Genomic DNA, 26,891 nt, shown 5'->3' with positions numbered 1-26,891 from the left:
CATGAAAAAGATCCGCGTTGCATTGTATGTTGCATTAAGTATTATTGCTTTTCCTGCATTTGCTCAAGATATTGCTCAAGTCGAATTGACCCAACCACAACATACAGTCTACGAGCAGTTACAGGCCAAGGCTAGTAATCTTAACGTCAGTTGGGATCAGCAAAACAGTATACCTGACTGGGCGCGCATGACGAACTTAGCTATCGATTGGCACAGTGCAGACTATGCGGAACGTGCCTATCAGTTTTTGGATGAGTACGGCGTATTATACAATATTTCTAACCCTAAGCAGGCATTGCCCATCCAACGTCAAAAACAAGATGCCTTAGGTATGACCCACGTCACCTTGCAGCAAGTGTATCAAGGTGTACCAGTATTCGGTGGGCAATTACAATTCAATTTTCGATCCGATGGTATGCTCGCGTCAATCGGCGGTAGAATCATTTCCGGCGCTTCCAACATCAGCTCAAAACCAACGATTACTCGTCAGCGGGCCAGGTGGCTGGCTAAGCAGGCCGTCCGTGATCAATTGAATTTGACCCAAGAACAATTAGATCAATTGAAGTTACAGTCCACTGAACCAGCGCTCTATTACTATAACCGCGGTGTATTTTCTAAGCAGAATGATAACACTTACCTAGTATGGACTTTTTCAGTGCATACAAAGAAGGCTTTATTAGATCAGGTATTCTACATCAATGCTCTCAACGGATCGGTAGTACATACAATTAATAATATTCAGACATCCAAGGATATCAATACCTTAGTGCTAGCAGATTGCACAGATGAGATAGGTACGTTGACTTATAACGAAGCTAGCACGTCAGACACCGATACCATTGGCAGTGCCAGTAGCGATGCACAAGCCTGGGAAGTGAATGAGTATACCGGATTAGTCTATGATTATTATTTTGATATCTTTGGCCGAGATAGTTATGATGATACGGATCCAGACGATACCACCGACGGCGGCGGTACATTAGAGAGCGATACGCATCAAGAGGCAGTGAGTGGGACAAGTTGTGTTCAATGGGAGGATGCAGCATGGGAACCAACCGATAGGATTATGCTTTATGGTGAAGATTATATTACCTTAGATGTCACCGGACACGAGTTAACGCATGCCGTGGTGCAATACGCAGTGGGCACAACCGATGACGATACCTTGACGTATACCAATGAAACCGGGGCGTTAAACGAATCCTATGCAGATGTGTTTGGAGAATTTATTGAATTGGCCAACGGCGGTACAGGGGATTGGCAGCACCGGGAAGATTATGTGGATGGGGCGAATCGAAGTTTACAAGATCCTACACTTTATGCACAACCAGATCACACAGATGATCAGTGTAGCGCAACAAATGATTATTGTGGCTACGTGAGTGATAACGGTGGGGTACACACTAATAGTGGTATTACAAACAAAGCAGCTTATCTTTTAACTGAGGGAGGAACACATCATAGCATCACAGTTAGTGGAATTGGTAGAGAAGCTGCTGAGCAAATCTATTACCGATCTCTGACCACCTATTTAGATATTGCCTCCGATTTCCGCGATGACTACGACGCTACCATGCAAGCTTGTTTTGATCTCAACCTGAGTGATTCGACTACTTATCCCATTTCTTATTGTGACTCAGTCTTTGATGCTTTTGCTGCGGTTGGCATTAACACAGATACATCCTATCCATTAGCAGATATTTCTGCGAGTGCAACTAGTGGAACAGCCCCAGCTAGTTTTACTTTTGATGCCTCAAAGTCAACGGCGATTGGCAGTACGATTGTGTCTTATGATTGGATCTTTGATGATGGTACTACTGGCACTGGTATTTCTGCGAGCCACACCTACACAGATCCTGGTACCTATGATCTCACATTAGTAGTGACTGATGATCTGGGTAATTTCACAACTGATCATCAAACAATAACCGTTCAAGTTGGTGGAATGATTTATACATCTACCTGGACCTATGATCATAGCCCATATGTAATATCATCAACCAGTTATGTTGTTAGCACAGATACTTTAACTATAGAACCTGGGGTGGTCGTTAAATTTTCCTCCAGTAGTGGCACGCTCACAGATAATGGAACATTAGATGCTATCGGAACATCTGTTGCTCCAATTATCTTCACATCGTACAAGGATGATAATAGTGGAGGTGATACGAACGGGGATGACGATGCCACTAGCGCTGCGGCCGGGGATTGGGGGCAAGTCAATTTCGCATCTGGCAGTGTAGCCACCTTGGATTACGTTACCATCCAATACGGTGGTGCCTATACAGGCAGCTACAGCACGATGTTCTTGATAGATGATAACGCTACTAGCGTGATCGTTGATCACAGCACATTCCAATACAGTAGATACGTTACTGTCCGCACGGATTCTGGTAGTACCAGTAGTATTTCTAACAGTATCATTTCTAACACTGCCAATAATGGTTCGTCAGACATCTATATAACAGGCGGCACGGTGACCCTGACTGGCAACACCATCTCCGATACCAACTATTACGGTATTAGAATCTCTGATGCCTCGCCAACCATTACCGATAACATCATTGAGAACAGCGGATATGGCATTTACGTAAGCGGGTCATCCTCTGCCCCGACGATCACGAACAATACCTTTTATGGCAACACGTATCCGATTTCTCTTGGAGCCTTGAACTCCGGCATGAGCCTGTCGGGTAATGGAGGCAGTAGTAATACCTCTAACGCCATTATCTTAGGTTGTTCAACGAACGGAGACGTCACACTGGATGGCACTAATGATTTGGTCTACTTGATTAGTAGATTAACAGTTTCCACTGCCGATACCTTAACAGTTGCCCCGGACACCACCATGAAGTTCTACAATTCTACTTCCACCCTAACGGTTAATGGTACATTAGATGCTAAAGGTACCAGTACAGAACCCATTGTGTTTACTTCACTGAAAGATGATACCTATGGTGGAGACACCAACAGTGATGGTACCGCTACCAGCCCAGCTGCCGGCGATTGGTCATACGTGAAGATTGCCAGTGGTGCAACTGCTGACTTGGACTATATTACTATACAGTACGGGGGTACCTATTCTACTTCAATTAGTACAATGTTCTGGATTGCTGACAGTGCCAGTAGTGTCAGTGTCGACCATAGCACACTCCAATACAGTCGATATGCAACTATCTGGACTGGGCCAGGTAGTACCAGCAGTATTTCCAATAGCACCATTGCTAACACTGCCAGTAATGGTTCGCCCACGGTGGATGTGACCGGCGGTACTACCACCCTTATTGGCAACACGATCACTAATTCCAATTATTACGGAATTTGGATCGCGGATGCCTCTCCCACGATCACTGACAATACCATTCAAAATTGTGGTTACGGTATTTACGTTACAGGATCATCATCCACTCCGGTTATTTCAGGCAACTTAATCACAGACAATTATAGTTATGGGTTACTGAATGTTACTAGTAGTATTACCGTTACCGTTGAAAACAACTGGTGGGGAGATTCTTCCGGACCATACAATGCCACCGCCAATCCAACTGGGTTAGGGGACAATGTCAGTGACCATGTAGATTTTACTCCTTGGACAACCACTGATCCATCTATTGATGTTACTCCACCCGGAGAGATTACCATCGGTCCAATCATCAAAAAAGTCTGGCCAAAGGTTCTGGTGTTAAACTGGACTAATCCTACCGATTCTGACCTTGATCACATTCAAGTTGATCGAACTGATGTTACAACAGGTACTACAATAACTCTATCCACTAGTACCACTGGTACAGAGTATACCGATACCACCCCAGGTTATAACTCACCCTACACTTACACCTTATATACAGTAGATACCACCGGTAACAAAAGTGCTGGTATTATTACATCCATTCAAGTCTTACAGAACCCAGCTCCAGATTTAATGTTCTTAACCCCAGGGGATACCACCATCACAGCAGCTTGGAAAGCCTCGACTGCACCACTACCTAGTTTAGCTGGTTACAAAATATATTATGGTACCAGTGCAACTAGCCTCACTAATATCTTAGATGTGGGTTTAACCAGGCCGGCTACTATTACTGGACTAACAAATGGTATACCATACTATGTAGTTGTCACAGCTTATAACAAAGCTGGCATAGAAAGTGCTCCATCGAAGGTTAGAGTAGCTGTGCCACATCCATAAACTTATGAAACCATTTGATGTAATAACCATCGGCAGCGCAGTACGAGACATGATGTTTTTTACTGACCAGGCGGAAACGTTGCCGAATCCAAAGAATGATCCAACCAAAGCAGCGCTGATTGGGTTTGAGTATGGGGGTAAAATTCATAGTGATAAAGTACACCGGTTTTATGGTGGCGGAGCTTCGAATACCGCGGCTTGTTTTTCCAGATTGGGTTTGCGCACCGCTACCTGTTTGTGTGTGGGGCAAGATGCGGAAGGGCAGGCTTTGGTGCAACATCTACAATCGATTGGTGTAAGCACTCAATATGTTCAATCTAATAAGCAATTAAATACCGGGCTATCCTTTTTGGTAGTAGAAACTAAAACCAACGAACATGTGGCGTTTGTTAATTACGGGGCTAATGATGAATTGGAGTTACCACCCACCATATTAAAACATTTACCAAACTGGTTTTATGTCTCGTCGTTAAGTTCCAGACACTGGCCAACTATCATGCGGACATTAACAAAAATGCAGACACCAATTGCCTGGAATCCGGGCGCGATTCAATTAGCTGACCGCCGGACATTATTACCTTTATTAAAGCATATTGCTGTATTGATTTTAAATCGAGATGAAGCCATTGAGTTATATCAAGCTGAAGCTAGTACAGCGCAACTAGCTAAAGCCTTACATTTATTAGGGCCACATTTAGTGGTGGTAACTGATAGTAAACGGGGTGCTTGTGTATTTGATGGCCAAACGTTATATCATGACAAACCAAAACTAACCAAACCAAAAGATACCACCGGCGCCGGTGATGCTTTCGGGTCTAGTTTTATTGCTGGCTTAATAAAGTGTAACGGAAATATTAAAACTGCATTACGGTTGGCAATTTTAAATGCCACCGGTGAGGTATCACACATCGGTGCACAAAATGGTTTATTGACATGGAATCAAATACGCCAGAAGCTATAATGCACCGGGCGATCCGGTTAGCGCGGAAAGGAGCTGGCTTTGTGCAATCGAATCCGCTGGTGGGAAGTGTGTTAGTGCATCAATCTGGAAAAATTTTAGCCGAAAGTTTTCACGATCATTGGGGTGGACCACACGCCGAGCAAAAGCTACTAAAAAATATTAAGCCACCGCGCTCAGCTTCGCTCTATGTTACTTTAGAACCTTGTTGTCACACCGGTAAAACGCCCCCGTGTGTAGATTTAATTATCGCTAGTGGTATCAAACATGTCGTGGTTGGATCAATTGATCCAAATCCATTAATGCAGGGTAAATCAATTCGGCAATTAAGACGAGCCGGTATTAAGGTAGAAGTGGGTGTGGCTCAAACCGAGTGTGATTATCTCATTAGAACTTTTCGAAAGTGGATCACAACTAATCAGCCATATGTATTAGGTAAAGTTGGTATGAGTTTGGATGCTAAGATAACCTCGGGTAATCAACAACGGTACATTACTAATCAGTTGGCCTTACAACGCGTGCATGAATTGCGTCAAGAGTTTTCTGTTATCATGGTAGGAGTAAATACCATTATTCGAGACAATCCTCGTTTAGATACACGCCTAGCCAAAAAAAAATTACATCATCCAGTTAAGGTGATATTAGATAGCCGTTTACGTACCCCACCACACAGTGCGGCGTTGGATGATCATACGATTATTGTCTGTGCCGATTCTGCCACCATGACGCATAAACGGGCTTTAGCCAGAACGGGTGCGGAAATATTGGAATTTCCATCTGATCAACAACATGGCGAATTAATTTTGGCTGAGTTGGGTCGGCGAGGATACAGTAATGTGTTGTTAGAAGGAGGCTCATATGTATTTACTAGTTTTATAAATTTGCGCGCCATTGACGAGTTCTATCTATTTATGGCACCGTATTTGTTCGGTGCATTGCGCTTACCATTTACTTACGCACTGCGGCATCCGGTGCAATTAATCGATCCGGTATTTGAACAACTTGAAGATAATATACTAATTCGTGGTTATGCCCAGTATAAATAAATTAGCTACTATCACGGCGGCGTTGCATGATTTGCGTAAAGGCAAACCCGTGGTGGTAGTGGATGATGCCTCTCGAGAAAATGAGGGTGATGTACAAATACCGGCTGATTGTATTACCGCCGCTTGGGTTAATTTTATGGTCAAAGAAGCGCGTGGTTTAGTGTGTGTGGCTTTACCGGGCGAGCGGTTACAAGCGCTTGAGTTGGCTCCGATGGTACAAAATAACTCCGACCCATTTCAAACTGATTTTATGGTATCAGTCAACGCACGCTCTGGTGTAACTACTGGTATTTCAGCCTTTGATCGGGCGGTAACCATTCAAACCTTAGTTAATGCAATCACTCAACCGCAAGATTTAGTGCGCCCGGGGCATGTGTTTCCATTGCGCGCTAAAAGCGGTGGTGTGTTGCAGCGCGCCGGACACACCGAAGCCGCCGTTGATTTAGCCCGTCTGGCTGGATATGTACCAGCTGGGGTGACCTGTGAAATTTTACATCCTAATGGCACCATGGCGCGCTTACCATATCTGATTAAGTTTGCGCAAAAACATCATTTCAAAATTATCTCGATCGCTGATTTAATTGCTTACCGGCATAAGACAGATCATACCGTGCAACAAATTGCTCAAGCCAGTATTCCTACTCACTTATATGGTGATTGGCAAATGGTGCTTTTTTCTAGTGCCACTGACCAGATGCAACATGTCGCTCTGGTGAAAGGGGATGTGGTTGGTAAAAAAAATGTTTTAGTGCGGGTTCATTCGGAATGTTTTACCGGGGATATACTTGGTTCACAACGCTGTGATTGCGGTGAACAGTTACAAGCCGCTTTGGCCGCCATAAACCAAGCCGGTTGCGGCGTGCTAATTTATTTACGACAAGAAGGCCGGGGGATAGGGTTAGCTAATAAACTGCAGGCCTATAATTTACAGGATCATGGTTTAGATACCGTTGAGGCGAATCTAAAGTTAGGTTTTCCAGCCGATCTAAGAGAGTACGGCACCGGTGCGCAAATGTTGCGTGACTTAGGTTTAACCTCGATTCAGGTTCTCACTAATAATCCCAAGAAAATTATTGCCCTAGATGGCTTTGGCTTAAAAGTAGTTAAACAAGTTCCACTTCTTACCAAACCGAATCGCTATAACAAAAAATATCTCCAAACCAAAAAAAATAAATTAGGACATTTATTGTAAAGGATCGCTGAAAAGATGAATAAGACATGAAAACGCTGAAATAATGCCATTGACACCAGTTGGTTTTCCATGTATCCTCACTTTATAAAAAGCGCTGCCTGAAATGAGGGGCGTTTTTATGTCTAACATCAAACAGCAATACATTCAGTCAGAATTAACTTCCAGAATCATCCAAACCTGTATTCGAGTTCATAATATTCTTGGACCTGGGTATAATGAAGTGATTTATCAACGAGCATTGGATAGGGAATTATGGAAACATCAAATTGATCATAATCGAGAGGTGTGGTTGGATATTATATATGATGGTATAAAAATTGGCACTAAACGTGTAGATTTTGTTATTGAAAATGTGATTGTTGAAATTAAAGCTAAAGCTCAGTTTGATCCACAAGATTATTTTCAGACTATTTCTTATTTGAAAGCATCGAGATATGTCTTAGCATTACTAGTAAACTTTGGTAGTCAGAAAGTGGAAGTAAAACGATTTATCAACCAACAAAGTAGACCAATCAATCGGTAGAGTCTGTTCACAAATTTTTTCAGCGTCTTCAGTATTTTCAGTATCTCAGCGATCCATTTTATGTAAACTAACGGATCGCTGAAAAGATGAATAAGACATGAAAACGCTGAAATAGTGATTTTAGTGTATAATAACATTATGGTTCATAAAGGTGATAACGGTATTCTCTATATTGTAGCTGGATCAAAACAGTATCATGGGGCTTTATGGTACGCCGTGATGGCGGCTGAACCGTTAGTGGATTTAATTTATGTGGATACAGATACCAGCAATAAATCTTTGGTTAATTCATTAAAACAATTACACTCGAGTATAATTTTAGTCCCACCTAGACAGCGGGCAACTTATTTAAACAAAAGTGATGCGGTTTTACTTGGCCCCGGTTTGGGTAGAAATAGTTTGGCGCGTAATCTGGTCAATAAGATTATGTTGCATCCACAGCGGCCAGCTAAGGTGGTGATTGATGCTGATGGTTTATGGTTTTTACAAAAAAAATGGTTGGATTCTAATATGATTTTAACACCACATCCGGGAGAATATAAAAGATTATTTGGTAGACTTACCCCAGCGGCGGCTGCCCGCACGGTGCCAGCGGTAATTTTAGCGAAGGGGGTTAGAACTGCAATTTGCCAAAATGGAAATTGTGAGTATAATACTGGAGGAATCGTTCATCTAACTAAGGGTGGTATTGGTGATGTTTTAGCCGGAGTGGTGGCTGGTTTAGCTTGTACTCAACCACCGTATCAGGCCACACAATTGGCCAGCCAGCTAGTCGCTAAAGCCGAGCAGATAATCTATCGGCGGTATAATCGATTTGCCACGACTAGTCAGTTACTTGAACAACTGCCACTAACGTATAAAAAATATTTCTCACATGAAAGCCAATCTCACCGGTAAGGTGATACTAAGCGGCAAATCAAATCTCCCGTTAGCGAAAAAGATCGCTCGCGAATTAGGGCTATCACTGGGTAAGTGTGAAGCCAAACAATTTTCTGACGGTGAAACCTATGTTCATATTGAAGAAAATATTAAAGATAAAGTAGTATATATAATCCAAAGTGGATCAATTCCGGCCGATCATAATCTATTTGAATTATTGGCTTTAGTACATGCGGCTAAAGCCATGCAACCTAAACGTATAGTGGCGGTGGTGCCGTTTTTTCCGTATCGCCGTATGGAAAAAACTGTTCGGTCAGGTGAGTCCACCACGTTTGCCCTGGTCGCCGATTTACTCCATGCGGTGGGCATTGATAAAATTATCTGCATGGATTTACACAAACACCGCAGTAAGCGGTTTTTTAAATTCCAGCGTAAAGAATTAACTGCTTTTGATGTTATCATTGAGCGCTTGCGTCATAAAAAACTCCATAATTTTGTGGTGGTAGCCCCAGATAAGGGGAGTATGCCGGCATCTAAGCGCTATGCCCGTGAATTAGGTGTACCTCTAGTAAAATCTTTCAAGACGCGCAAAAAGCATGATGAGGCTATCATTAGTCATTTAGAGGGCGATGTAAAAGACAAAGATGTTTTCATTGTGGATGATGAAATTAATACGGCCGGTACATTAGCCGGTGTAGTAGAAAAACTGAAACAACAAGGAGCCCGCAATATTTATTTTGCCTGTACCCATGGGGTTTTATCTGGCCCAGCCATTGAACGCCTAACCAAAATTAAAATTCGCGAAGTGATTGTCACTGATACCATCGATATTCCGGCCGAAAAACTTTTAGGTAAAATCAAACAATTAAGTGTTGCCAATATTTTCGCCGCAGCCATTCGGGAAGATCGGTAGTTGCCAAAAAGGGTTTTATAGTCTACACTGCTTCCATGAGGCTGCCGACGGATGTTGAGGTTGATGAGTTGTATCAACGTTTTCATACACCAACTAATATCCGGGAGCATATGCGTGTGGTAGCGGCGATTGCTACAGAGTTAGGTCGCTATCATAAAATCAATATACCATTGTTAGATAGTGCGGCGCGGTTGCACGATCTCGTTCGTTTGCCGCAACAGTGGGAATTTTTGCCGGTTGGTATTCATACACCGGCGCCACACGCGGAGATTAATTATCTTTTGCTCAAAGATAATTTTCCGGAGGTAGCAACTTTAATCCGGTCTCATAGTTTGATGACATTATTAGTGGAGCAACCGTTTATCACGGATGAAGCAAAATTGCTTTATTATGCCGACAAGCGTGTTAATCATGCCACCATCGTCTCTGTGACAGATCGATTAACCCTTGGCCAAGAACGCTGGCAGGTAACAGCTCAAACCGATCGCACGCCAGAATTATTAGACAAATTATTTACCCTCGAATCAAACTTGTTTAAACCCATCCCATATGACCCCAATCATCTCAAAGACCAACTCACTGCAACGCACTAAGCAAAAAAGTGTCGGCGCCGTTATTTTAAATGCCAAACAACAGGTCTTAATTATGTATTCGGCCAAGAATCATTATTGGGAATTTCCGAAGGGTAAAGTTGAATCAGGCGAGAAAGAACTCGATACATTAAAACGCGAGATTTTTGAAGAAACCGGCATTCAGCGCTTTCGCTTACATCCACGGTTTCGGGAATATCTCTATTATCGGTTTCGTGTGAAAAATTTACTCATACAAAAAGTCGTGGTGTATTATTTATTCAAAACCGGTGCTGAAATAAAAGTGTCCGACGAGCATAAAGATTTTAAGTGGGTGGAACTCAATGATGTGGCTCATTATCTCAAACACATTAATCAACGTGATTTGATCAAGCGGGTGCGGCTATTTTTAGCGAAACATCCACTATGAAGGTACGCTATCAGGTAGCGGCTGCACCACCCCAGGACTGGTTGCAGAACTTTCCAGAATTGCATCCCGCGGTGGCTGGCATTTTGTATCGCTTAGGTATTACTACCACTGAGCAAGTCGAACACTTTTTAAAACCGAATTACGAACAAGATCAGCATGACCCCTGGTTGTTTGCTGATATGCCGAAAGTAGTTGACCGTATTATTCTGGCGCGCGATCAAAACGAGTCAGTTTTGATTTATGGTGATTATGATGCTGATGGGGTATGTTCGACAGTTTTGCTCTATACAGCGTTACAACAAATTGGTGTGAAGAACTTAGCGGTGTATTTACCACATCGTGATACGGAAGGCTATGGCTTGAATCTTTCCGCAGTTGAAAAATTTGCACAGGATAAAGTTAATCTAATAATTACAGTTGATTGTGGTATCTCTAATGTCACAGAAATAGCTCGTGCCAAAAAGTTGGGGATGGATGTGATCGTGACCGACCATCATGTTGAACCGCCGCAGTTACCGGAGGAGGCTTTAGCCATTATCAATCCACAAGTGAAACGGTGTGGCTACCCCTGGCCAATGTTAGCTGGTGTGGGTGTGGCCTTTAAAGTGGTACAGGCATTGCGACAGCATCTAAAATTAGACGAAGGTTTTGAAAAATGGCTCTTAGATTTAGTGGCGATTAGTACCATCACCGATTGTATGCCATTAGTTGATGAAAATCGCACTTTAGTAAAATATGGTTTGGTGGTTTTAAACAAAACTCATCGTTTAGGTTTACAAGCTTTGATTGCGGCAACGCATAAACCAGCTGCACTGGTAACCACCGGTAGTATTGCTTTCAAAATTGGGCCTTGGATCAATGCGGCGGGTAGAATTGATCATGCTAATATGGCCGTGGCGCTGTTGTTAGCTGAATCTACTGAGCAAGCTACATTAGAAGCACAAAATTTATCTGATACGAACACGTCTCGTCAGGAGCAAACCGAGACGATGTATCAAGAGGCTAAACTGCAAGCTGACACACAAACCGATCAGCCGGTAGTATTTGTTTTTGCAGACGCTTGGCCAATTGGTTTAATTGGACTAGTAGCGGGAAAACTGGTTTCTAAATTTCACAAACCGGCCTTTGTTATGACGTTGAATCAAGGCAAAGTGTTTGGATCTGGGCGCAGTGTCCCTGGAGTTGATTTGATTCATACTTTACAACGCATGTCAGATAAGTTTGCTAGTTATGGTGGCCATGCCATGGCCTGTGGTTTTAGTTTATTATCAGATGTGACGCGTGACATTTTTAGTAAACAGTTTTTAATTACTGTAGCAGATCAATTAGCGGCTTTACCGACCGAACATGTTATCGAACTGGCAGCCGAACTAACTGTATCAGAAGTGACTTGGGATTTCTTTGAGCAATTACAACAACTTGAGCCCTGGGGCGAGGGGAATCGGGAACCATTATTTAAATTAAATGATGTGCCAGTAAAGGATTTTCAAGTGTTGGGTCAAAAACAAAATCATCTTAGATTAGTGTTGGGTGATGACAAGTATCAACTTAAAGTAATTGCGTTTGGTTATGGCGATAAAGCTGAACAGCTACATTTAGGAGATAAAATTAATTTAGTGGGTCATATCGGTATGAATGTTTGGAATGATCGAAAGGATTTACAATTTATGGTGGAAGATTGGTTATGACCACTAAACAGTTTGGTTATAACATTTATGTGTTTGTGTGTGGGGCTGCCGTGATGATGTTGGAGTTTGCCGCCTCGCGCTTATTGGCACCATTTTTTGGTAGCTCCATTTTTGTCTGGGGAAATATTATCGGCGTGGTGTTAATGGCACTCTCACTGGGTTATTATGTTGGCGGAAAATTAGCCGATCGTTATCCAAATATAAAAACGGTTAGTCTATTAGTGTTATTGGCCAGTATCGCCAGTAGTTTAATACCGGTGATGACCAATCTTTTGGTTCGACCCCTCACGTTTGGTTTAGCTTTTAGTATTATTGGTTCGTTCGTGGTAATAGTAATCCTATTTGCCCTGCCGATTTTTTTACTCGGTATGGTTAGCCCATTTATGATTCGCCTGGCCACATCTAACATTAATACCGCCGGTGCTACGGCTGGTTCATTGTATGCCTGGTCTACTATGGGAAGTATTTTAGGTACGTTTGGTAGTGCTTTTTTAGTCGTGCCATTATTAGGTAGTAGAGAAACTATTTATCTATCAGCTCTCTCATTGGCGTTGATTGGAGTGATAAGTTTGCGCCAGATAAAATATATTCCAGTAATATTATTACCAATAGTTTTGTATCTAATTTTTTACGCTATACCCGTACGCGCCGAAACAAATATTATTGAACAAGGTGAAACTTATTATCAATATTATGTTGTCAGTGAAGAACCGGATCGGTATTTATTGCAGTACAATGAAGGTTTAGGCACGCAATCTTATTATATGAAAGAGGGGATAAACACTGATAGTTATTATGATTATCTAGCGCAGGTGCCAGAGTTATTAGAACAACCAAACAATACTTTAGTGTTAGGTTTAGCCGGAGGAACATTAACGCGTGAATTAACTACACTGTATCCGGCATTACATCTCACCGGTGTGGAAATTGATCCGGCAATAGTAGGAGTGGCAAAAAAATACTTTCATTTGGATGACCAACCGATCAATATTGTTATAGCCGATGGGCGGCAATTTATTAAATTCACCGATCAACAATACGATATTATTTATATGGATGTGTTTACTAATGAGTATTACATTCCCTGGCACATGACGACGGTTGAGTTTTTTGAGGAATTAGCCGCCCGACAACCCACTAATGGTTTAGTGGCGATGAATATTGGTAGTACTAGTGAACATACCCTGTTATTTGAAACTATGTTGACTACCATGCAACAGGTGTATCCGTACGTGTATATTAAACCAGTACCGAACTCGCTTAACTATGTTGTGGTAGCGTCACGGCAAGATTTTTCTCATGCTGGTTTTACATCTTTTTCACCCAGCCAAGCGCGCCAAGTTTTAACCGATAATCGAGCGCCGGTTGAGTTGTATACTGAAACTATGGTTTTAAAATATATCACTGCACACTTATGACAACTATTACATTTTTTACCGACGGTGGTGCGCGCGGCAATCCTGGCCCGGCTGCTAGTGGAGCTTATAGCCCTGAATTGGGTGAATTTAAAAAATATTTGGGTCACGCTACCAATAATCAAGCTGAGTATACTGCCATTATATTGGCGCTAGAAGCCGCCGTGGCTTATCAACAAGATCATCCACAATTACAAGAGATCAAGTTTTTTATGGATTCAGAATTAGCTGTCAAACAATTAAAGCGTGAGTATAAAGTGAAAAATCCGGAATTACAAAAACTATTTCTTAAAGTGTGGAATCTCACCACCAAATTCCACAAGGTTACTTTTACCCATGTGCGGCGAGAATATAATAAAGACGCTGATCGGTTAGTGAATGAAGCCATTGATGAGGCGTTGACAAAATCCTCATAACTTGGCACAATCCAGGCACTCAAGTTGATTAGATGGCTGCCCGACGAAGCCTTGGCGTAGTTGGGAGGAAAGTCCGAACACCAGCAAAAAAAGAAGTTGCTAACGGCAACCAACCGTGAGGTTAGGGAAAGTGCCACAGAGACAATACTACCCTGAGCGCAGCGCGAGCTGAGTTTAGGGGAAAGGTGAAAAGTACAGTGGTGTCGCAAGGCTACACTGTTCCAGTTATGGTGACATAACTGTGTGGTAAACCCTTCTTGGTGCAAGAGCAAATTTCCAGATGCGGTAAGCAATTGCTCGAATCTGGTTGGTCGCTCGCCTAGAGAGATAGCCATCCACGACAGAATTCGGCTTATCGATCAACTTGAGTTGGTAGCAATATCACTTCATGAAAAGAATCGAATTAATTATCGCAGGTATCTTAGTGCCTTTGGACTACTGTTTAGTAGTTTTATCTGGTTGGTTAAGTTACAACAGCCGGTTTTTGAATTTTGTCACCGGTATTAGAGCCGTACAATATCCGTTGCCTTACACGGATTTTATTAAGCTATTGTTTATTAGCGCGTTCTTGATGGTGGTTATCTTTGCTTGGAACGGTATGTATGAAACAACCGGCACCAGACGGATTGTTGATGAATTACGAAAAATTGTTCTAGCTAGTTCCACCGGAATACTCATCATCATGATCGTGTTATTTTTTAACCGTGATTTATTTTCGTCTCGTTATATTATTTTATTAACTTGGATAATCAGCATCGTATTAGTATCAGGCGCTCGTTTGGTAGTTATTTTAGTGGAACGGGCTTTGTTCAAACGGGGAATTGGGGTACATCGCGTGTTATTGCTGGGTGCCTCGCGCTCAGCGGCTATTTTAGATAAGGCTTTTCGTACCAGTCCAACTTTAGGTTATGTCGTAGTAGAACGAGCCCAACACCTCTCCACCGATATTGTTGAGAAATTAAAAAAGATTGTGCGCGTCAAACAAATCGATGAAATTATTGTGGCCGATCAAGATTTATCCCGACAACAAATTGTGCAATTGATTGATTTCAGTAAAACCCATCATTTGGCGTTCAAATATGCGGCGGATATTTTTGATAGTAAATTATCTCATGTAGTGATGCGACCGGTAGCGGATATTCCCTTAATGGAATTGCAGCGCACACCGTTGCAAGGTTGGGGTAAAATATTTAAACGGACGATTGATGTAATATTTTCTTTACTGGCTTTGCTTGTGTTTGGTCCAATTATGTTATTAACAGCGCTGGCTGTGAAATTAGATTCACCGGGTAATGTCATATATCGCAATCGGCGCGTTGGTGAACAAGGTAAACTTTTTGATACATTGAAATTTCGTTCCATGAAACAAGAATATTGTATCGGGGAGCAATATAGCCACAATGCTGAAGCGTTAGACTTAGAAAAAAAATTAATTGCTGAACAGAGTATTAAAGCTGGCCCGGTTTATAAAATTAAAGATGATCCACGGGTGACCAGAGTTGGACGGATTATTCGACAATTATCTTTAGATGAGTTTCCTCAGTTCATTAATGTATTAAAAGGGGAGATGAGTGTAGTTGGCCCACGCCCACATCAACCGCGCGAGGTAGAAAAATATGCCGATGCCCAAAAATCAATTTTAAGTATGAAGCCAGGTGTTACCGGCATGGCGCAAATTTCCGGACGCTCAGACCTAGAGTTTATTGATGAAATCAGATTAGATACTTATTACATGGAGAATTGGAGCATTATATTAGATTTATATATTATTTTTAAGACGCCCTTTATTTTATTGCAAAAACGTAAAGCTCTATGAAATTAGCCTTAGTGCATGATCATCTGGCTCAAGACGGTGGTGCCGAAAAAGTCTTAGCCGCCTTTCAACAAATTTGGCCGGAAGCGCCGACTTATGTGTTAGTGCATAACAAACAAGCCGCCAATGCCGCGTTTCGGGATAAAGATATTCGGACGTCATTTTTGCAGCATTGGCCAGGTGGCGTAAAACATTATCAGTGGTTTTTCCCAGTCATGCCCAGTGCTGTGGAAAGTTATGATTTGATGGAATATGATGTGATTCTTTCCAGCACAGCCTCTTTTGCCAAGGGTGTTATCACCCGGCCTGATACATTACATATTTGTTATTGTCATACTCCCACGCGTTATTTATGGAGTGATACGCACGATTATGTGCAAGAATTAGAGGTCAACTGGTTAGTAAAACGTTTCTTGCCGTTCTTTTTAACGTATGTGCGGATGTGGGATAAATTAGCCGCTGATCGTGTGGATCAGTTTTTGGCTAATTCAACCTTGGTGCGTAACCGCATCAATAAATATTATCATAAAACGGCGCCGATTATTTATCCGCCAGTTGATAATAAACAATTTAGTATTGGTGAGGTGAAAGATTATTTTTTAACCGGTGGCCGCATTGTGGCGTACAAACGGTTTGATTTGGTAGTGGAAGCCTTTAAACATTTAGGCCGCAAGTTGGTTGTTTTTGGCACCGGTCCAGAACTGGATCATTTGCGTGCTTTGGCTAGTGATAATATTGTATTCGTTGGTCGGGTTGATGATGCTGAGTTAGCTAAACTATATCAAGGTTGTATGGCTTTTATTAATCCACAAATCGAGGATTTTGGTATTACCATGGTTGAAGCAATGGCCTCAGGGCGACCAATTATTGCCTATCGCGCCGGTGGGGCGCAAGAAATTGTTCAGCCTGGTGTGACGGGCGAGTTTTTCGACTATCAAACCTGGGAAGATTTGGCTGACATGGTCATTCGGTTTGATCATACTAAATACCAGCCACAGACAATTCGTGATTTTGCTCTAACTTTTTCCACTGAACAATTTCAAACAAAAATTAAGGCGTACGTGGAAAACGCCTATCGTGAGTTTACACTTAATCATTGATTCGTTACTATAAGGCTATGTCAACCACACATTTAAAAGATCATATCTCACTAATTCGTCACTCCATCATATTTATTATTCTGTTTGGCGTGGTTGTGGCCGTGGTGGCTTTTGGGATAGCCAGTAAACGACCGTCTACTTATAAAGCTATTCAGAGTTACGAATTAAAATTGGTTAATCGTTCACCGACATCAGATTATCAATATGGTTCGTATTACGATCTCAAAGGCGCCGAGTTATTCACGCAACATGTCATGAGTTTACTGCGCAGCCCGGCTGTGATTAGTAAAATTTATGAGACGGCTGGTTTAGGCTATACCATTGACAATGTTTCTCAATTCACCAGTCAATTTCGCACCGATCAAGATTCATCGCAAGAGTTTACTGTTACCTTCAGCCGGTATTATTCTGACGAGGCCACTAATTTAGCTAATGCCATGACTAAGGTATTAGCCCGTGAAGTAACTGACGCGCAATTGGATACTAATAATCACAGTTTATTTGCATTAAAAGCCTTCACGCCGGTGGTAGTGTATCAAGAAACTAATGTGACATTAATTACTGTGGCAGCTTTAATCGCCGGTTGGATATTAGCGTTGGTACTGGTTTATATTAGACGCTATCTACAATAATGCGCATTGGGATTGATGCTCGCTCGTTGTTAGAGCCGCATCCATCGGGGGTTAGTTTTTATACACAGCAACTCATTCGAGCTTTGTTGGCTTTGCCTGATCGTACCGATACGCTGGTGTTATTTACCTCTGGTTGGTCAAAACCAAAATTGGAATTTCCATCTGAAGTTGAATGGCACCATTTACCTTGGCCAAATAAGCTCTTTCATGGGCTGAGTTTATTTGGCTTGGCACCTAAGATAGATCGTATCTTAGGTGGAGTAGATGTGCTATTTTTACCCAATTGGAATTTTTTTCCACACAGTAGAAAAATCCCGTATGTTTTAACCGTGCATGATTGTGCGCTTTATCTTTATCCACATTTACTCTCCCGTAAACAACGTCTCTGGCACCGGTTAATTCAACCAACGCGGTTGATGAAACAAGCCAAACATATTATTACTGTCTCACAATCTACGCAGCAAGATGTTAAAACTAATCATGTTACGACTATTTTATCTGGTCCACCGCAACGCGTGGCTAGTGCACTGGTACCAAACTTGCCTGATAATTATGTGGTGATGTTTGGTGGGCGTGATGCTAGAAAAAATATTCCGGTTCTACCCAATATCAATGTAGTTATAATTGGCGATGGCTCACCCCTGGGATATTTAACCGAAGCGCAGAAGTGGTATGTTTTAGAACATGCTCAAGCACTAGTGTACCCAAGTTTATATGAAGGGTTTGGTTTTCCGCCACTGGAAGCTTGGCAAGCGGGTGTGCCGGTGATTGCCAGTTTTGCCGGTGCCATTCCTGAAATCTGTGGACAAGCCGCTCTCTATGTTAACCCCTATTCGAATCATGATATCCAGCTGGCCGTTACTACAGTACTGCAGGATGAGAGGTTGAGGACGAGGTTAATTGAAGCTGGTAAAGAACAACTTAAAAAATTTTCTTGGGAACAAACCGCGCGGGACACATTGCGAGTTCTACGCCAGGCGGTATACTAATTGATATGCGTATTGGTATCGATGCCCGTTTTTTTGGCGGCGAACAATCCAAAGGTTTAGGACGCTATACGGAAAAGCTCTTAAAATATTTACTCCCACTTGATCACACTAATCAGTATTTTATTTTTGTTCCGGAAGAATTAGTGGAAGCTTGGCCTTATCCGCAAAAGAACGTCACGGTTATTGCCGCACCCTATCGGTGGTATTCACTGGCTGAGCAAATATTATTACCACTTAAATTGCGTCGTTATAAACTTGATTTGGTTCATTTTCCACATTTCAATGTGCCATTATTATATAATCGGCCATTTATTGTGACGATTCATGATTTAATCATTAGTCGTTTTCCCACCGAACGAGCCACTACCTTAGGGCCATTAATGTATAAAATAAAACAATTGGGTTACCACAGTGTAATTAGTCATGCGGCGCGGGCCGCGCAACATATTATCACGGTGTCGGAATACTCAAAACGAGATTTAATCGATTATTTTTCATTACCAAAAAACAAAATTACCGTTTTGTATGAAGCAGTCGATAAACTTGAGGCTAAAGCGATTGCTCTAAAACGTTATAATATTAACTGGCCGTATCTTTTATATGTGGGTAACGCCTATCCGCATAAAAACTTAGAACAACTAGTTAGTGTGATGCAACAGTTAAAGAAACAGGGGAGTAAGCTGCATTGCGTTTTAGTTGGGAAAGGTGACTATTTTTATGATCGCTTAAAACAATTAGCTTGGGCAAAGGATGTAGATGACGTGATGCACTTTGTTGGGTTTGTACCGGATGCGCATTTACCTAGTTTGTATCGAGCGGCGGCGGTGTATGTTTTTCCATCGCGCTATGAAGGCTTTGGTTTACCACCACTAGAGGCTATGCAATATGGTACGCCGGTGGTATCAGCCAGAAGCTCTTGTTTGCCCGAGGTGTTGGGTGACGCCGCAGTTTACTTTGAACCTGATGATATTTCTGGTATACTACGAGGTATCCAAATCTTAACCCAAGACGAGGCCGTACGGGCGGATTATATTGCCCGCGGTTATCGCCAAGTTAGGCGTTATGATTGGCAAATAATGGCCAAGCAGACCTTGGCTCTCTATGAAAAAGTTTATACCAAAAACATCCAACTTAACACCTGACGGTCTTGGTCATGTTGATCGAGCCGGTCAGTTAGGTGTACCGAAAAATAATATTATTGATTTAAGAGCCCTAGTGCCACTGGCACCTGAGATCAAACCGGTCATTAAAGTTGAAAAAAAAGCCGTATTAAATGTACAACCGATTCCCGAACCAGCCAAATTAGTTACTCCACCAGTCGTACGTCAGAGGCATACAACTTGGCATCTAAGCTTTGCCTGGAAGCCGGCTTTGGCTTTTGCTGTTGTCGCTGGGTTAGCTTTATTGCCGGCGGCTACCATTGCCATGCTCCGGCAGGCCAACCCCACCATTGATGATATCCGTTTATTAAGTGGTGCCGCGGTCGATGATATGCAAGCCGGTAAATTTGATAAAGCTGAGATCAGCTTTCAGGAGGCGCAAGATAAATTGCATACTTTGAATGCCACTTTGTCGCCGGTATATGGCTCAACCGATAATTTGTTAATTGCCGGTGAACAGATTGCCGGAGCTGGCACCGATATGGTGAAGGCATTTAATCTGATTGAACAATTATCTCAAACTACTTCAGATAGTCAGCCGGTCGATTTATTCGTGGCGGCGCACTCATTAATTCGTCCGATCGTACCGCGTTTACAACGAGCTAATTTAGCTTTATCCGAAGTAAATTTGGTCACTGTACCAGCTGAATATCATGATAAAATTCGCTTGGCACAAACCGAATTACCCGTTATCACAAAAAATTTGGAAGAAATGGTAGCACTAACTGAATCATTAGTGACGTTAATGGGACATGATAAACCAAAACGGTATTTAGTTTTGTTTCAAAATAATCGCGAACTTCGTGCCACCGGCGGCTTTATCGGCAGTTTTGCTTTAATCGATATTGATCACGGTCGAGTCAGTAGTTTAGAAATTCCTGGCGGGGGCCCGTATGATTTAATGGGTGGTCTAACCGAGCAAGTCATCTCTCCACAGCCGTTGCATTTAGTGAATGCAAAATGGCAATTACAGGATGCTAACTGGTGGCCAGATTTTCCCACGTCAGCTGAAAAAATCCAATGGTTTTATGAGCATAGTGGTGGGCCATCGGTTGATGGTGTAATTACGTTAACGCCAGATATTATTGAACAAATGTTAACTATTACCGGTCCCATTGCTATGCCCGAGTATGATGCTGTGGTGGATAGTGATAATTTTTATTTAATCACCCAAACCCAGGCGGAACGGAAATATGATGACACGCGTGAATCCAAAAAATTCATCGCTGACTTAACTCCGCGCTTACTGGATAAATTATTTACAGTTGATGCCACCACGGTTTTACCGATGTTACAAGTAGTCTATAATGGTTTGCAACAAAAAGATATTCTCGTGTATTTTAACGATCAATTCATTGAGCAAGAATTTCAAGCCCGCGGTTGGACAGGGGAGGTAAAATCCACTCCCGGTGATTATTTGGAAGTGGTTGATACCAATATCGGTGGTGGGAAGACAGATAAGGTTGTACAAACTTCCATTCAGCATCATGCCAGTATTGATGCGGCCGGAAATGTGATTGATACCGTTACGTTAACGCGTGAGCATACCGGGCAGCCAGATGATCTTTTCGCTAATGTAAAAAACGTTGATTATGTGAGAATTTATGTACCACAAGGGAGTGAGTTATTAAGTGCCGAAGGCTTTACTCAACCAGATCCAAATATTGTTTTGCCGGTTGAGTCTGGTTATGAACAAGATGCAGATTTACAAGCCGTGAGTGGAACTATTTTGGTAGATAGCAAGACACAAACCAGAATTAATCAGGAGTTTGGTAAAACTGTATTTGGTAATTGGATTCAAACCGAACCGGGTAGCACTAGTATCGTCACGATCAGTTATCGTTTACCCTTCACAGTAACGCGTAGCCAATGGGCACCCGGACGCTACAGTTTGTTATTACAAAAACAACCTGGATCGTTTGATCCGATGGTGCACACCAGCTTGGATTATCCTGCCAATTGGACTTTGGCCTGGAGCTATCCGGCCACCACCTTAAAGTTGGATGAAGCGTTAACTAGTGATCGCTTTGTGGGCGCTGTCTTTGAATAACCATGTGGTGGAAACGGCTTAGAGCTTTGGCACAAACAGTAGTCGGTGGTGCCGCTATCATGGCCCTGGCTTCACTATTGTCTCGTCTAATCGGTTTAGTACGCGAAAATTTATTTGCGCAAATCCTTGGTGCCGGAGCGGTACTAGATATGTACAATGCCGCTTTTCAAGTACCAGATTTTATTTTTAATATAGTAGTATTAGGGGCATTATCGGCTAGTTTTATACCAATTTATATTGAAAGACGGACGCAAGGCAGTACCGCCGAAGCTAATCGATTAGCCAGTAGTGTGTTGAATATCATCACACTTGGTTTAATTGTTTGTACTGTTATCGGTCTGGTGTTATCTAATCCGATCGCGCATTGGTTAATGGCTAATCGGCCATTGGAACAGCAAGTTGGTACAGCCCAACTCATGCGGATTATGTTATTGAGCGTGATTTGTTTTGGCATCAGTAACGTGTTTTCTGGAATTCTCCAAGCCAAACGGCAATTTATCGCTTTTGCTCTGGCTCCAATTTTATATAATGTTGGCATTATTATTGGGATTATCTGGCTGTATCCAAAATTTGGTGTCGTTGGGCTAGCCTATGGTGTAATTCTTGGAGCTTTACTGCATCTGACAATTCAAGGTGTGGCGGTGTTTAGCACTGGTTTTCATTATCAACCGTGGGCGTCCTGGCGCACTCCGGGAGTAAAAAAATTATTACGCTTAATGCCACCGCGCGCCTTGGCTTTGGGTATTACTCAAGTTAATGCCATTATCATTACAGCTTATGCCCTGCGTTTATCGGTTGGAAATTTAACCATCTGGAAGTGGGCGGACAATTTACAGAATGTACCGATCAATATGTTTGGCGTATCTCTAGCCATTTCAGCGTTTCCAATTTTTTCCCAAGCGTTTGCGGAACAAGATTTGCCAAAATTCAAACAAGTTTTTTCCAACAATTTTCGCAGATTACTATTTTTAATAATTCCCATTAGTGTAGTTATTTTGCTGTTACGCGCACAAATTGTTCGGTTGATTTTAGGCTTAGGGAGTGGAGCGTTTGATTGGACAGCGACCATTGCTACGGCGCAAGTGCTCGGAATATTTTCGATCGCCTTATTCGCGCAAGCCTCAATTCCACTCTTGGCGCGCTCTTTTTTTGCTCATCAAGATACAAAAACCACCGTAGTTATCAGTATTATTAGTGTGCTGACGAATTTATTATTGGCCAATAGTTTAAGTCAGTGGTACGGGTTATACGGTTTAGCCCTAGCCTTTTCTATTAGTAGTGTGTTGAATATGCTGTTATTATTAGGAGCTTTGCGTTTAAAATTCGGTGATCTGGAAGATAACGCTATTATTCAAGCGGTCTTACGAATCAGTTTGGCAACTATCAGCACTGGTTTTGTGATTCATGGTTTGAAATATTTAGTTGCCCCACTGGTAGATATGCAGACATATGTTGGTATATTAATACAAACCTTGGTCAGTATGGTTGGAGGCGCTATAATATATATGGGTTTAGCCTACATCTTTCAATTTCCTGAATTGAATATTGTCAAACAATCTTTAATTAAATTAAAACGGTTGTTATGATGCGACGCTGGTTAGTGGGATTATCAATCATTTATTGGGCAATAACTTTACCATGGTTTTCGACGGTGCCGTTTAATTGGGATGCGGCGCAATTTAATATCGCTTTACATCATTATGATGTTAATCTGCATCAACCACATCCGCCAGGTTATCCGTTATTTATTGTCTTAGGAAAATTGTTTGGTGTGGTACTACCAGATAATATAGCCCTAACTTTAGTGGCGGCTCTATTTGGTTGGGTGTCTGTTATTATGCTGTATTTATTGTGTTATCAATTATCGAAGAAAAACCTGACTGCCGGATTAATCAGTTTAGCCTGGATGGTTAATCCGTTATTTTGGTTGAATCGTGAGGTGGCTCTAACGTATACGGTCGATGCGGCGGCGAGTATCACTTTAGGGTATTTGGTTTTTCTCACCATGACTAAACGTGACAGACAGTATTTAATTTTTGGAGCATTAACACTAGGATTAGCCGGAGCCTTTCGACCCTCACTGTTGTTGTTATTATTACCATTATTTATCTATCAGGCGTCTTTTCACCGCCGGAACTGGAAATTATTGCTAATAACCAGTGGTATAATTATTGGACTGACACTACTATGGTTTATCCCCGTCGTTTGGTTAACGGGTGGCTTGAATAATTATCTAGAATTATCACGGAAGTTGTACGGTAGCGCCGCGGCCGATACCGCCTGGACCTGGAATCAAATTAAGTTTGTTGGCAGTACTTTATTGTTGAGTTTGAATCTTGTTTTGGTTGGTTTAGGTTGGGCGGTTTACAAGATCATTCGTGGCCAGCGCTCATGGATTTTATTTGGCTTAGCGTGGGTGTGTCCGGCTTGGCTCATTTATGGCTTGATTCATTTTGGACAAGTCGGTTACGCCTTAGTGTTATTACCACCAGCCTACTTACTATTAGTACCGTTAGTGCAGCGCCGCTTAAGTTTAGCCGGTGTGATAATTGTTTTAAATCTGAGTATTTTTTTACTGCTCAGCCCAGTGTATGCTCAGACTAATTTTTTTCCACACACGCGGGCTCAGGTCTATTTACAAAAACTGGCGCGTTACGCACCAGAGCTGTTTAAGTGGAACTACCTGGCCTTGCAAAATCAATCAACTTATTTGTTGGAAGTACAAAAACTGGCGCAACACTATCCGGCCGATCAAACTTTGGTTGTAACAACGCGCAATTTACAATACCCCTCTCCAGCCAATGGTTTATTACTACGCAATAAAGATGCTTTTCGTGAAATATCCTACATCTTACCCGATTATCAAGTAGTGGAAGTGTCACCGGGTCGGGATTATGCTCTGAAATCTTTCAATTATGTCATGAGTAGTTCAGATCATTCAAAATTAACCGTGGCCAATAACATTCGTTATGTCATTATAGTGACAGATGCTTTTCCGTCTGAAGATATCCCTCAATCTATTATCACTCAGCCCATCCCTGTACCACACACTGATCATTTTGTTCAGCTGGGCATAATGGATAAACCGTGGCAATTCGCTAACATTGCCTTTGCGCGGGAAGCTGATATACTCGGGCTGCATGACACCACTCGATAAAATCCGCAATTTTTGCATTATTGCTCATATTGATCATGGTAAATCAACCTTAGCTGATCGGCTGTTAGAATTAACTGGCACTGTCTCCAAACGGGAGATGAAAGATCAATTGTTGGATTCCATGGATATTGAGCGGGAACGAGGTATCACCATAAAACTGCAGCCGGTACGCATGGAATATCACGGTTACATACTAAATTTAATTGATACACCTGGCCACGTTGATTTTACTTATGAAGTATCGCGTTCATTAGCCTGTTGTGAGGGAGCCTTGTTAGTGGTCGATGCGAGCCAAGGGATCGAGGCACAAACTTTAGCTAATTTGTATTTAGCTATTGAGCAAGATTTGCAAATCATACCGGTCATTAATAAAATTGATTTACCAGCTGCCGATGTACCGAAAGTGCGGCAAGAAATAAAACACTTGCTCGGCTGTACCGATGATGAAATTATTTGTGTGTCAGCCAAAACCGGTGAGAATGTTTTATCAATTTTAGATGCGGTTATTAATAAAGTTGCATCGCCGACAGTGGTAGGCGAAACCACTCAAGCCTTAATTTTTGATTCCACCTTTGATGATTATCGTGGAGTAATTGCTTATGTTCGGTTAATGCAAGGCAGTATTGATAGACATAGTAAATTGTTATTTATGATTAACAAAGTCACCTCTGAAGCCATTGAGGTGGGGTATTTTAAACCAAAATATTTAGCTCAACCCAGTTTAGGCGCCGGTGAAATTGGCTATGTGGTGACGGGCTTAAAATCTGTCGAGGAGTGTAAAGTAGGAGATACTATTACGCTAGCGAAAGATCCAGCTGCAGTGCCATTACCGGGTTATCGGCAAGCCAAGCCGATGGTGTTTGCTAGTATTTTTTGCAAAGAGGGTGATGATTTTCCTAAATTGCGTGAAGCCTTGGGTAAATTAAAATTAAATGATGCGGCTTTAACTTTTGAACCGGAAAATTCGAAAGCTTTAGGATATGGTTTTCGGTGTGGGTTTTTGGGTTTACTGCATCTTGATGTGGTGCAAGAGCGCTTACACCGTGAATATAATTTGGATTTAATTGTGACGGTTCCGGCAGTGGCGTATCGCGTGACTCTGACCAATGGTACCGTTACTACTATTTCATCGCCGCTTGATTTACCTGATCCGACACAAATGAAATTAGTGGAAGAACCGGTCATGCAAGTTGATGTGGTGACACCAACCGCCTATATTGGCGGCATCATGGCTTTACTGCAAGATCGACGGGGGCAACCATCCAATAGTGATTTGGAATATCTCGATCCGGAACGGGTAGTGATTCATTATAAGGTGCCACTGTCTGGTATCATTGTTGATTTTTATGATCGTTTAAAAAATGTGTCGTCTGGTTATGCCTCACTCAATTATGAGGTCGTGGGTTATACTACCTGCGAGGTTAGACGGATGGATATTCAAGTAGCCGGTGAACCCATTGAAGCCTTATCTTCGATTGTTTATAGTGATGATGCCCAGAGTATTGGACGAAAGATAGTAACATCATTAAAACAGGTTTTACCGCGCCAAATGTTTGAGGTTCGACTGCAAGCGACGATTGGTGGTAAGATAATAGCATCCGAGCGCATTCCAGCCATGCGCAAGGATGTCACGGCCAAACTGTATGGTGGTGATGTTAGCCGGAAACGAAAATTGCTGGAAAAACAAAAGAAAGGTAAGGCCAAAATGAAATCTATTGGCAAAGTAGATATTCCGAAAGAAGCATTTTTGGCAGTTTTAAAAAGATAATATTTGT

Annotated in this window: 21 protein-coding genes and 1 other RNA gene; all 22 read left to right on the top strand. The window is 42.1% G+C overall.

Annotation, left to right across the window (positions count from 1 at the left end; translation table 11 throughout):
* The first annotated feature begins 1 nt into the window (after window position 1).
* The 22 genes from WCV88_03315 (at window position 2) to lepA (ending at window position 26,884) form a co-directional block, all read left to right on the top strand.
* Entirely contained in the window at window positions 2–4,186 is a 4,185-nt protein-coding gene (locus WCV88_03315; protein MFA6475212.1) for a M4 family metallopeptidase, read from the top strand.
* A gap of 4 nt (window positions 4,187–4,190) precedes the next feature.
* A complete protein-coding gene (locus WCV88_03310) occupies window positions 4,191–5,147 on the top strand; it encodes a carbohydrate kinase family protein (GenBank protein ID MFA6475211.1) in 957 nt (318 codons plus the stop codon).
* Window positions 5,120–6,190: a bifunctional diaminohydroxyphosphoribosylaminopyrimidine deaminase/5-amino-6-(5-phosphoribosylamino)uracil reductase RibD gene (ribD, locus tag WCV88_03305; GenBank protein ID MFA6475210.1), complete on the top strand. Its 1,071-nt coding sequence runs from the start codon at window positions 5,120–5,122 to the stop codon at window positions 6,188–6,190. The genes WCV88_03310 and ribD overlap by 28 nt, the downstream gene beginning before the upstream one ends.
* A complete protein-coding gene (locus tag WCV88_03300; protein MFA6475209.1) occupies window positions 6,174–7,382 on the top strand; it encodes a bifunctional 3,4-dihydroxy-2-butanone-4-phosphate synthase/GTP cyclohydrolase II in 1,209 nt (402 codons plus the stop codon). The genes ribD and WCV88_03300 overlap by 17 nt, the downstream gene beginning before the upstream one ends.
* Before the next feature lie 118 nt (window positions 7,383–7,500).
* Entirely contained in the window at window positions 7,501–7,905 is a 405-nt protein-coding gene (locus WCV88_03295) for a GxxExxY protein (protein ID MFA6475208.1), read from the top strand.
* A gap of 138 nt (window positions 7,906–8,043) precedes the next feature.
* The gene (locus tag WCV88_03290) at window positions 8,044–8,802 is read left to right on the top strand and encodes an NAD(P)H-hydrate dehydratase (protein MFA6475207.1); all 759 of its coding nucleotides are present in this window, start codon (window positions 8,044–8,046) and stop codon (window positions 8,800–8,802) included.
* Window positions 8,780–9,697 carry a ribose-phosphate pyrophosphokinase gene (locus WCV88_03285; protein MFA6475206.1) on the top strand — a complete coding sequence of 306 codons (918 nt, stop codon included), beginning with the start codon at window positions 8,780–8,782 and terminating at the stop codon, window positions 9,695–9,697. Before WCV88_03290 ends, WCV88_03285 begins: the two co-directional genes overlap by 23 nt.
* A 35-nt stretch (window positions 9,698–9,732) precedes the next feature.
* Window positions 9,733–10,290: an HD domain-containing protein gene (locus WCV88_03280; protein MFA6475205.1), complete on the top strand. Its 558-nt coding sequence runs from the start codon at window positions 9,733–9,735 to the stop codon at window positions 10,288–10,290.
* Entirely contained in the window at window positions 10,247–10,696 is a 450-nt protein-coding gene (locus tag WCV88_03275) for an NUDIX domain-containing protein (GenBank protein MFA6475204.1), read from the top strand. Before WCV88_03280 ends, WCV88_03275 begins: the two co-directional genes overlap by 44 nt.
* Entirely contained in the window at window positions 10,693–12,384 is a 1,692-nt protein-coding gene (gene recJ / locus WCV88_03270) for a single-stranded-DNA-specific exonuclease RecJ (protein ID MFA6475203.1), read from the top strand. Before WCV88_03275 ends, recJ begins: the two co-directional genes overlap by 4 nt.
* Window positions 12,381–13,802, top strand: a complete 1,422-nt coding sequence (locus WCV88_03265; GenBank protein MFA6475202.1) for a fused MFS/spermidine synthase — start codon at window positions 12,381–12,383, stop codon at window positions 13,800–13,802. Before recJ ends, WCV88_03265 begins: the two co-directional genes overlap by 4 nt.
* The gene (locus tag WCV88_03260; GenBank protein ID MFA6475201.1) at window positions 13,799–14,215 is read left to right on the top strand and encodes a ribonuclease HI family protein; all 417 of its coding nucleotides are present in this window, start codon (window positions 13,799–13,801) and stop codon (window positions 14,213–14,215) included. Before WCV88_03265 ends, WCV88_03260 begins: the two co-directional genes overlap by 4 nt.
* 20 nt (window positions 14,216–14,235) lie before the next feature.
* Window positions 14,236–14,586, top strand: an RNA gene (gene rnpB / locus WCV88_03255) — RNase P RNA component class A.
* Between the two features lie 17 nt (window positions 14,587–14,603).
* Entirely contained in the window at window positions 14,604–16,031 is a 1,428-nt protein-coding gene (locus WCV88_03250; GenBank protein MFA6475200.1) for a sugar transferase, read from the top strand.
* Window positions 16,028–17,128, top strand: coding sequence for a glycosyltransferase (locus tag WCV88_03245; protein ID MFA6475199.1), 1,101 nt, complete (start codon window positions 16,028–16,030; stop codon window positions 17,126–17,128). Before WCV88_03250 ends, WCV88_03245 begins: the two co-directional genes overlap by 4 nt.
* Window positions 17,129–17,145: 17 nt before the next feature.
* Window positions 17,146–17,760, top strand: a complete 615-nt coding sequence (locus tag WCV88_03240) for a hypothetical protein (protein MFA6475198.1) — start codon at window positions 17,146–17,148, stop codon at window positions 17,758–17,760.
* Complete coding sequence (locus WCV88_03235; GenBank protein ID MFA6475197.1) at window positions 17,760–18,749, top strand: glycosyltransferase family 1 protein; 990 nt, start codon at window positions 17,760–17,762, stop codon at window positions 18,747–18,749. Before WCV88_03240 ends, WCV88_03235 begins: the two co-directional genes overlap by 1 nt.
* A 5-nt stretch (window positions 18,750–18,754) precedes the next feature.
* Window positions 18,755–19,891, top strand: coding sequence for a glycosyltransferase family 1 protein (locus WCV88_03230; GenBank protein ID MFA6475196.1), 1,137 nt, complete (start codon window positions 18,755–18,757; stop codon window positions 19,889–19,891).
* Window positions 19,851–21,959: a DUF4012 domain-containing protein gene (locus WCV88_03225; protein ID MFA6475195.1), complete on the top strand. Its 2,109-nt coding sequence runs from the start codon at window positions 19,851–19,853 to the stop codon at window positions 21,957–21,959. Before WCV88_03230 ends, WCV88_03225 begins: the two co-directional genes overlap by 41 nt.
* 2 nt (window positions 21,960–21,961) lie before the next feature.
* A complete protein-coding gene (gene murJ, locus WCV88_03220; protein MFA6475194.1) occupies window positions 21,962–23,545 on the top strand; it encodes a murein biosynthesis integral membrane protein MurJ in 1,584 nt (527 codons plus the stop codon).
* Entirely contained in the window at window positions 23,542–25,116 is a 1,575-nt protein-coding gene (locus WCV88_03215; protein ID MFA6475193.1) for a DUF2723 domain-containing protein, read from the top strand. The genes murJ and WCV88_03215 overlap by 4 nt, the downstream gene beginning before the upstream one ends.
* Window positions 25,100–26,884, top strand: coding sequence for a translation elongation factor 4 (lepA, locus tag WCV88_03210; protein MFA6475192.1), 1,785 nt, complete (start codon window positions 25,100–25,102; stop codon window positions 26,882–26,884). Before WCV88_03215 ends, lepA begins: the two co-directional genes overlap by 17 nt.
* Window positions 26,885–26,891 lie beyond the last annotated feature (7 nt).

Source organism: Patescibacteria group bacterium (genome assembly GCA_041665365.1).
GTDB lineage: Bacteria > Patescibacteriota > Patescibacteriia > UBA9570 > UBA9570 > UBA9570.
Note: the sequence above shows the minus strand (reverse complement) of the source record. Positions and strands in the feature narration are given on the sequence as shown.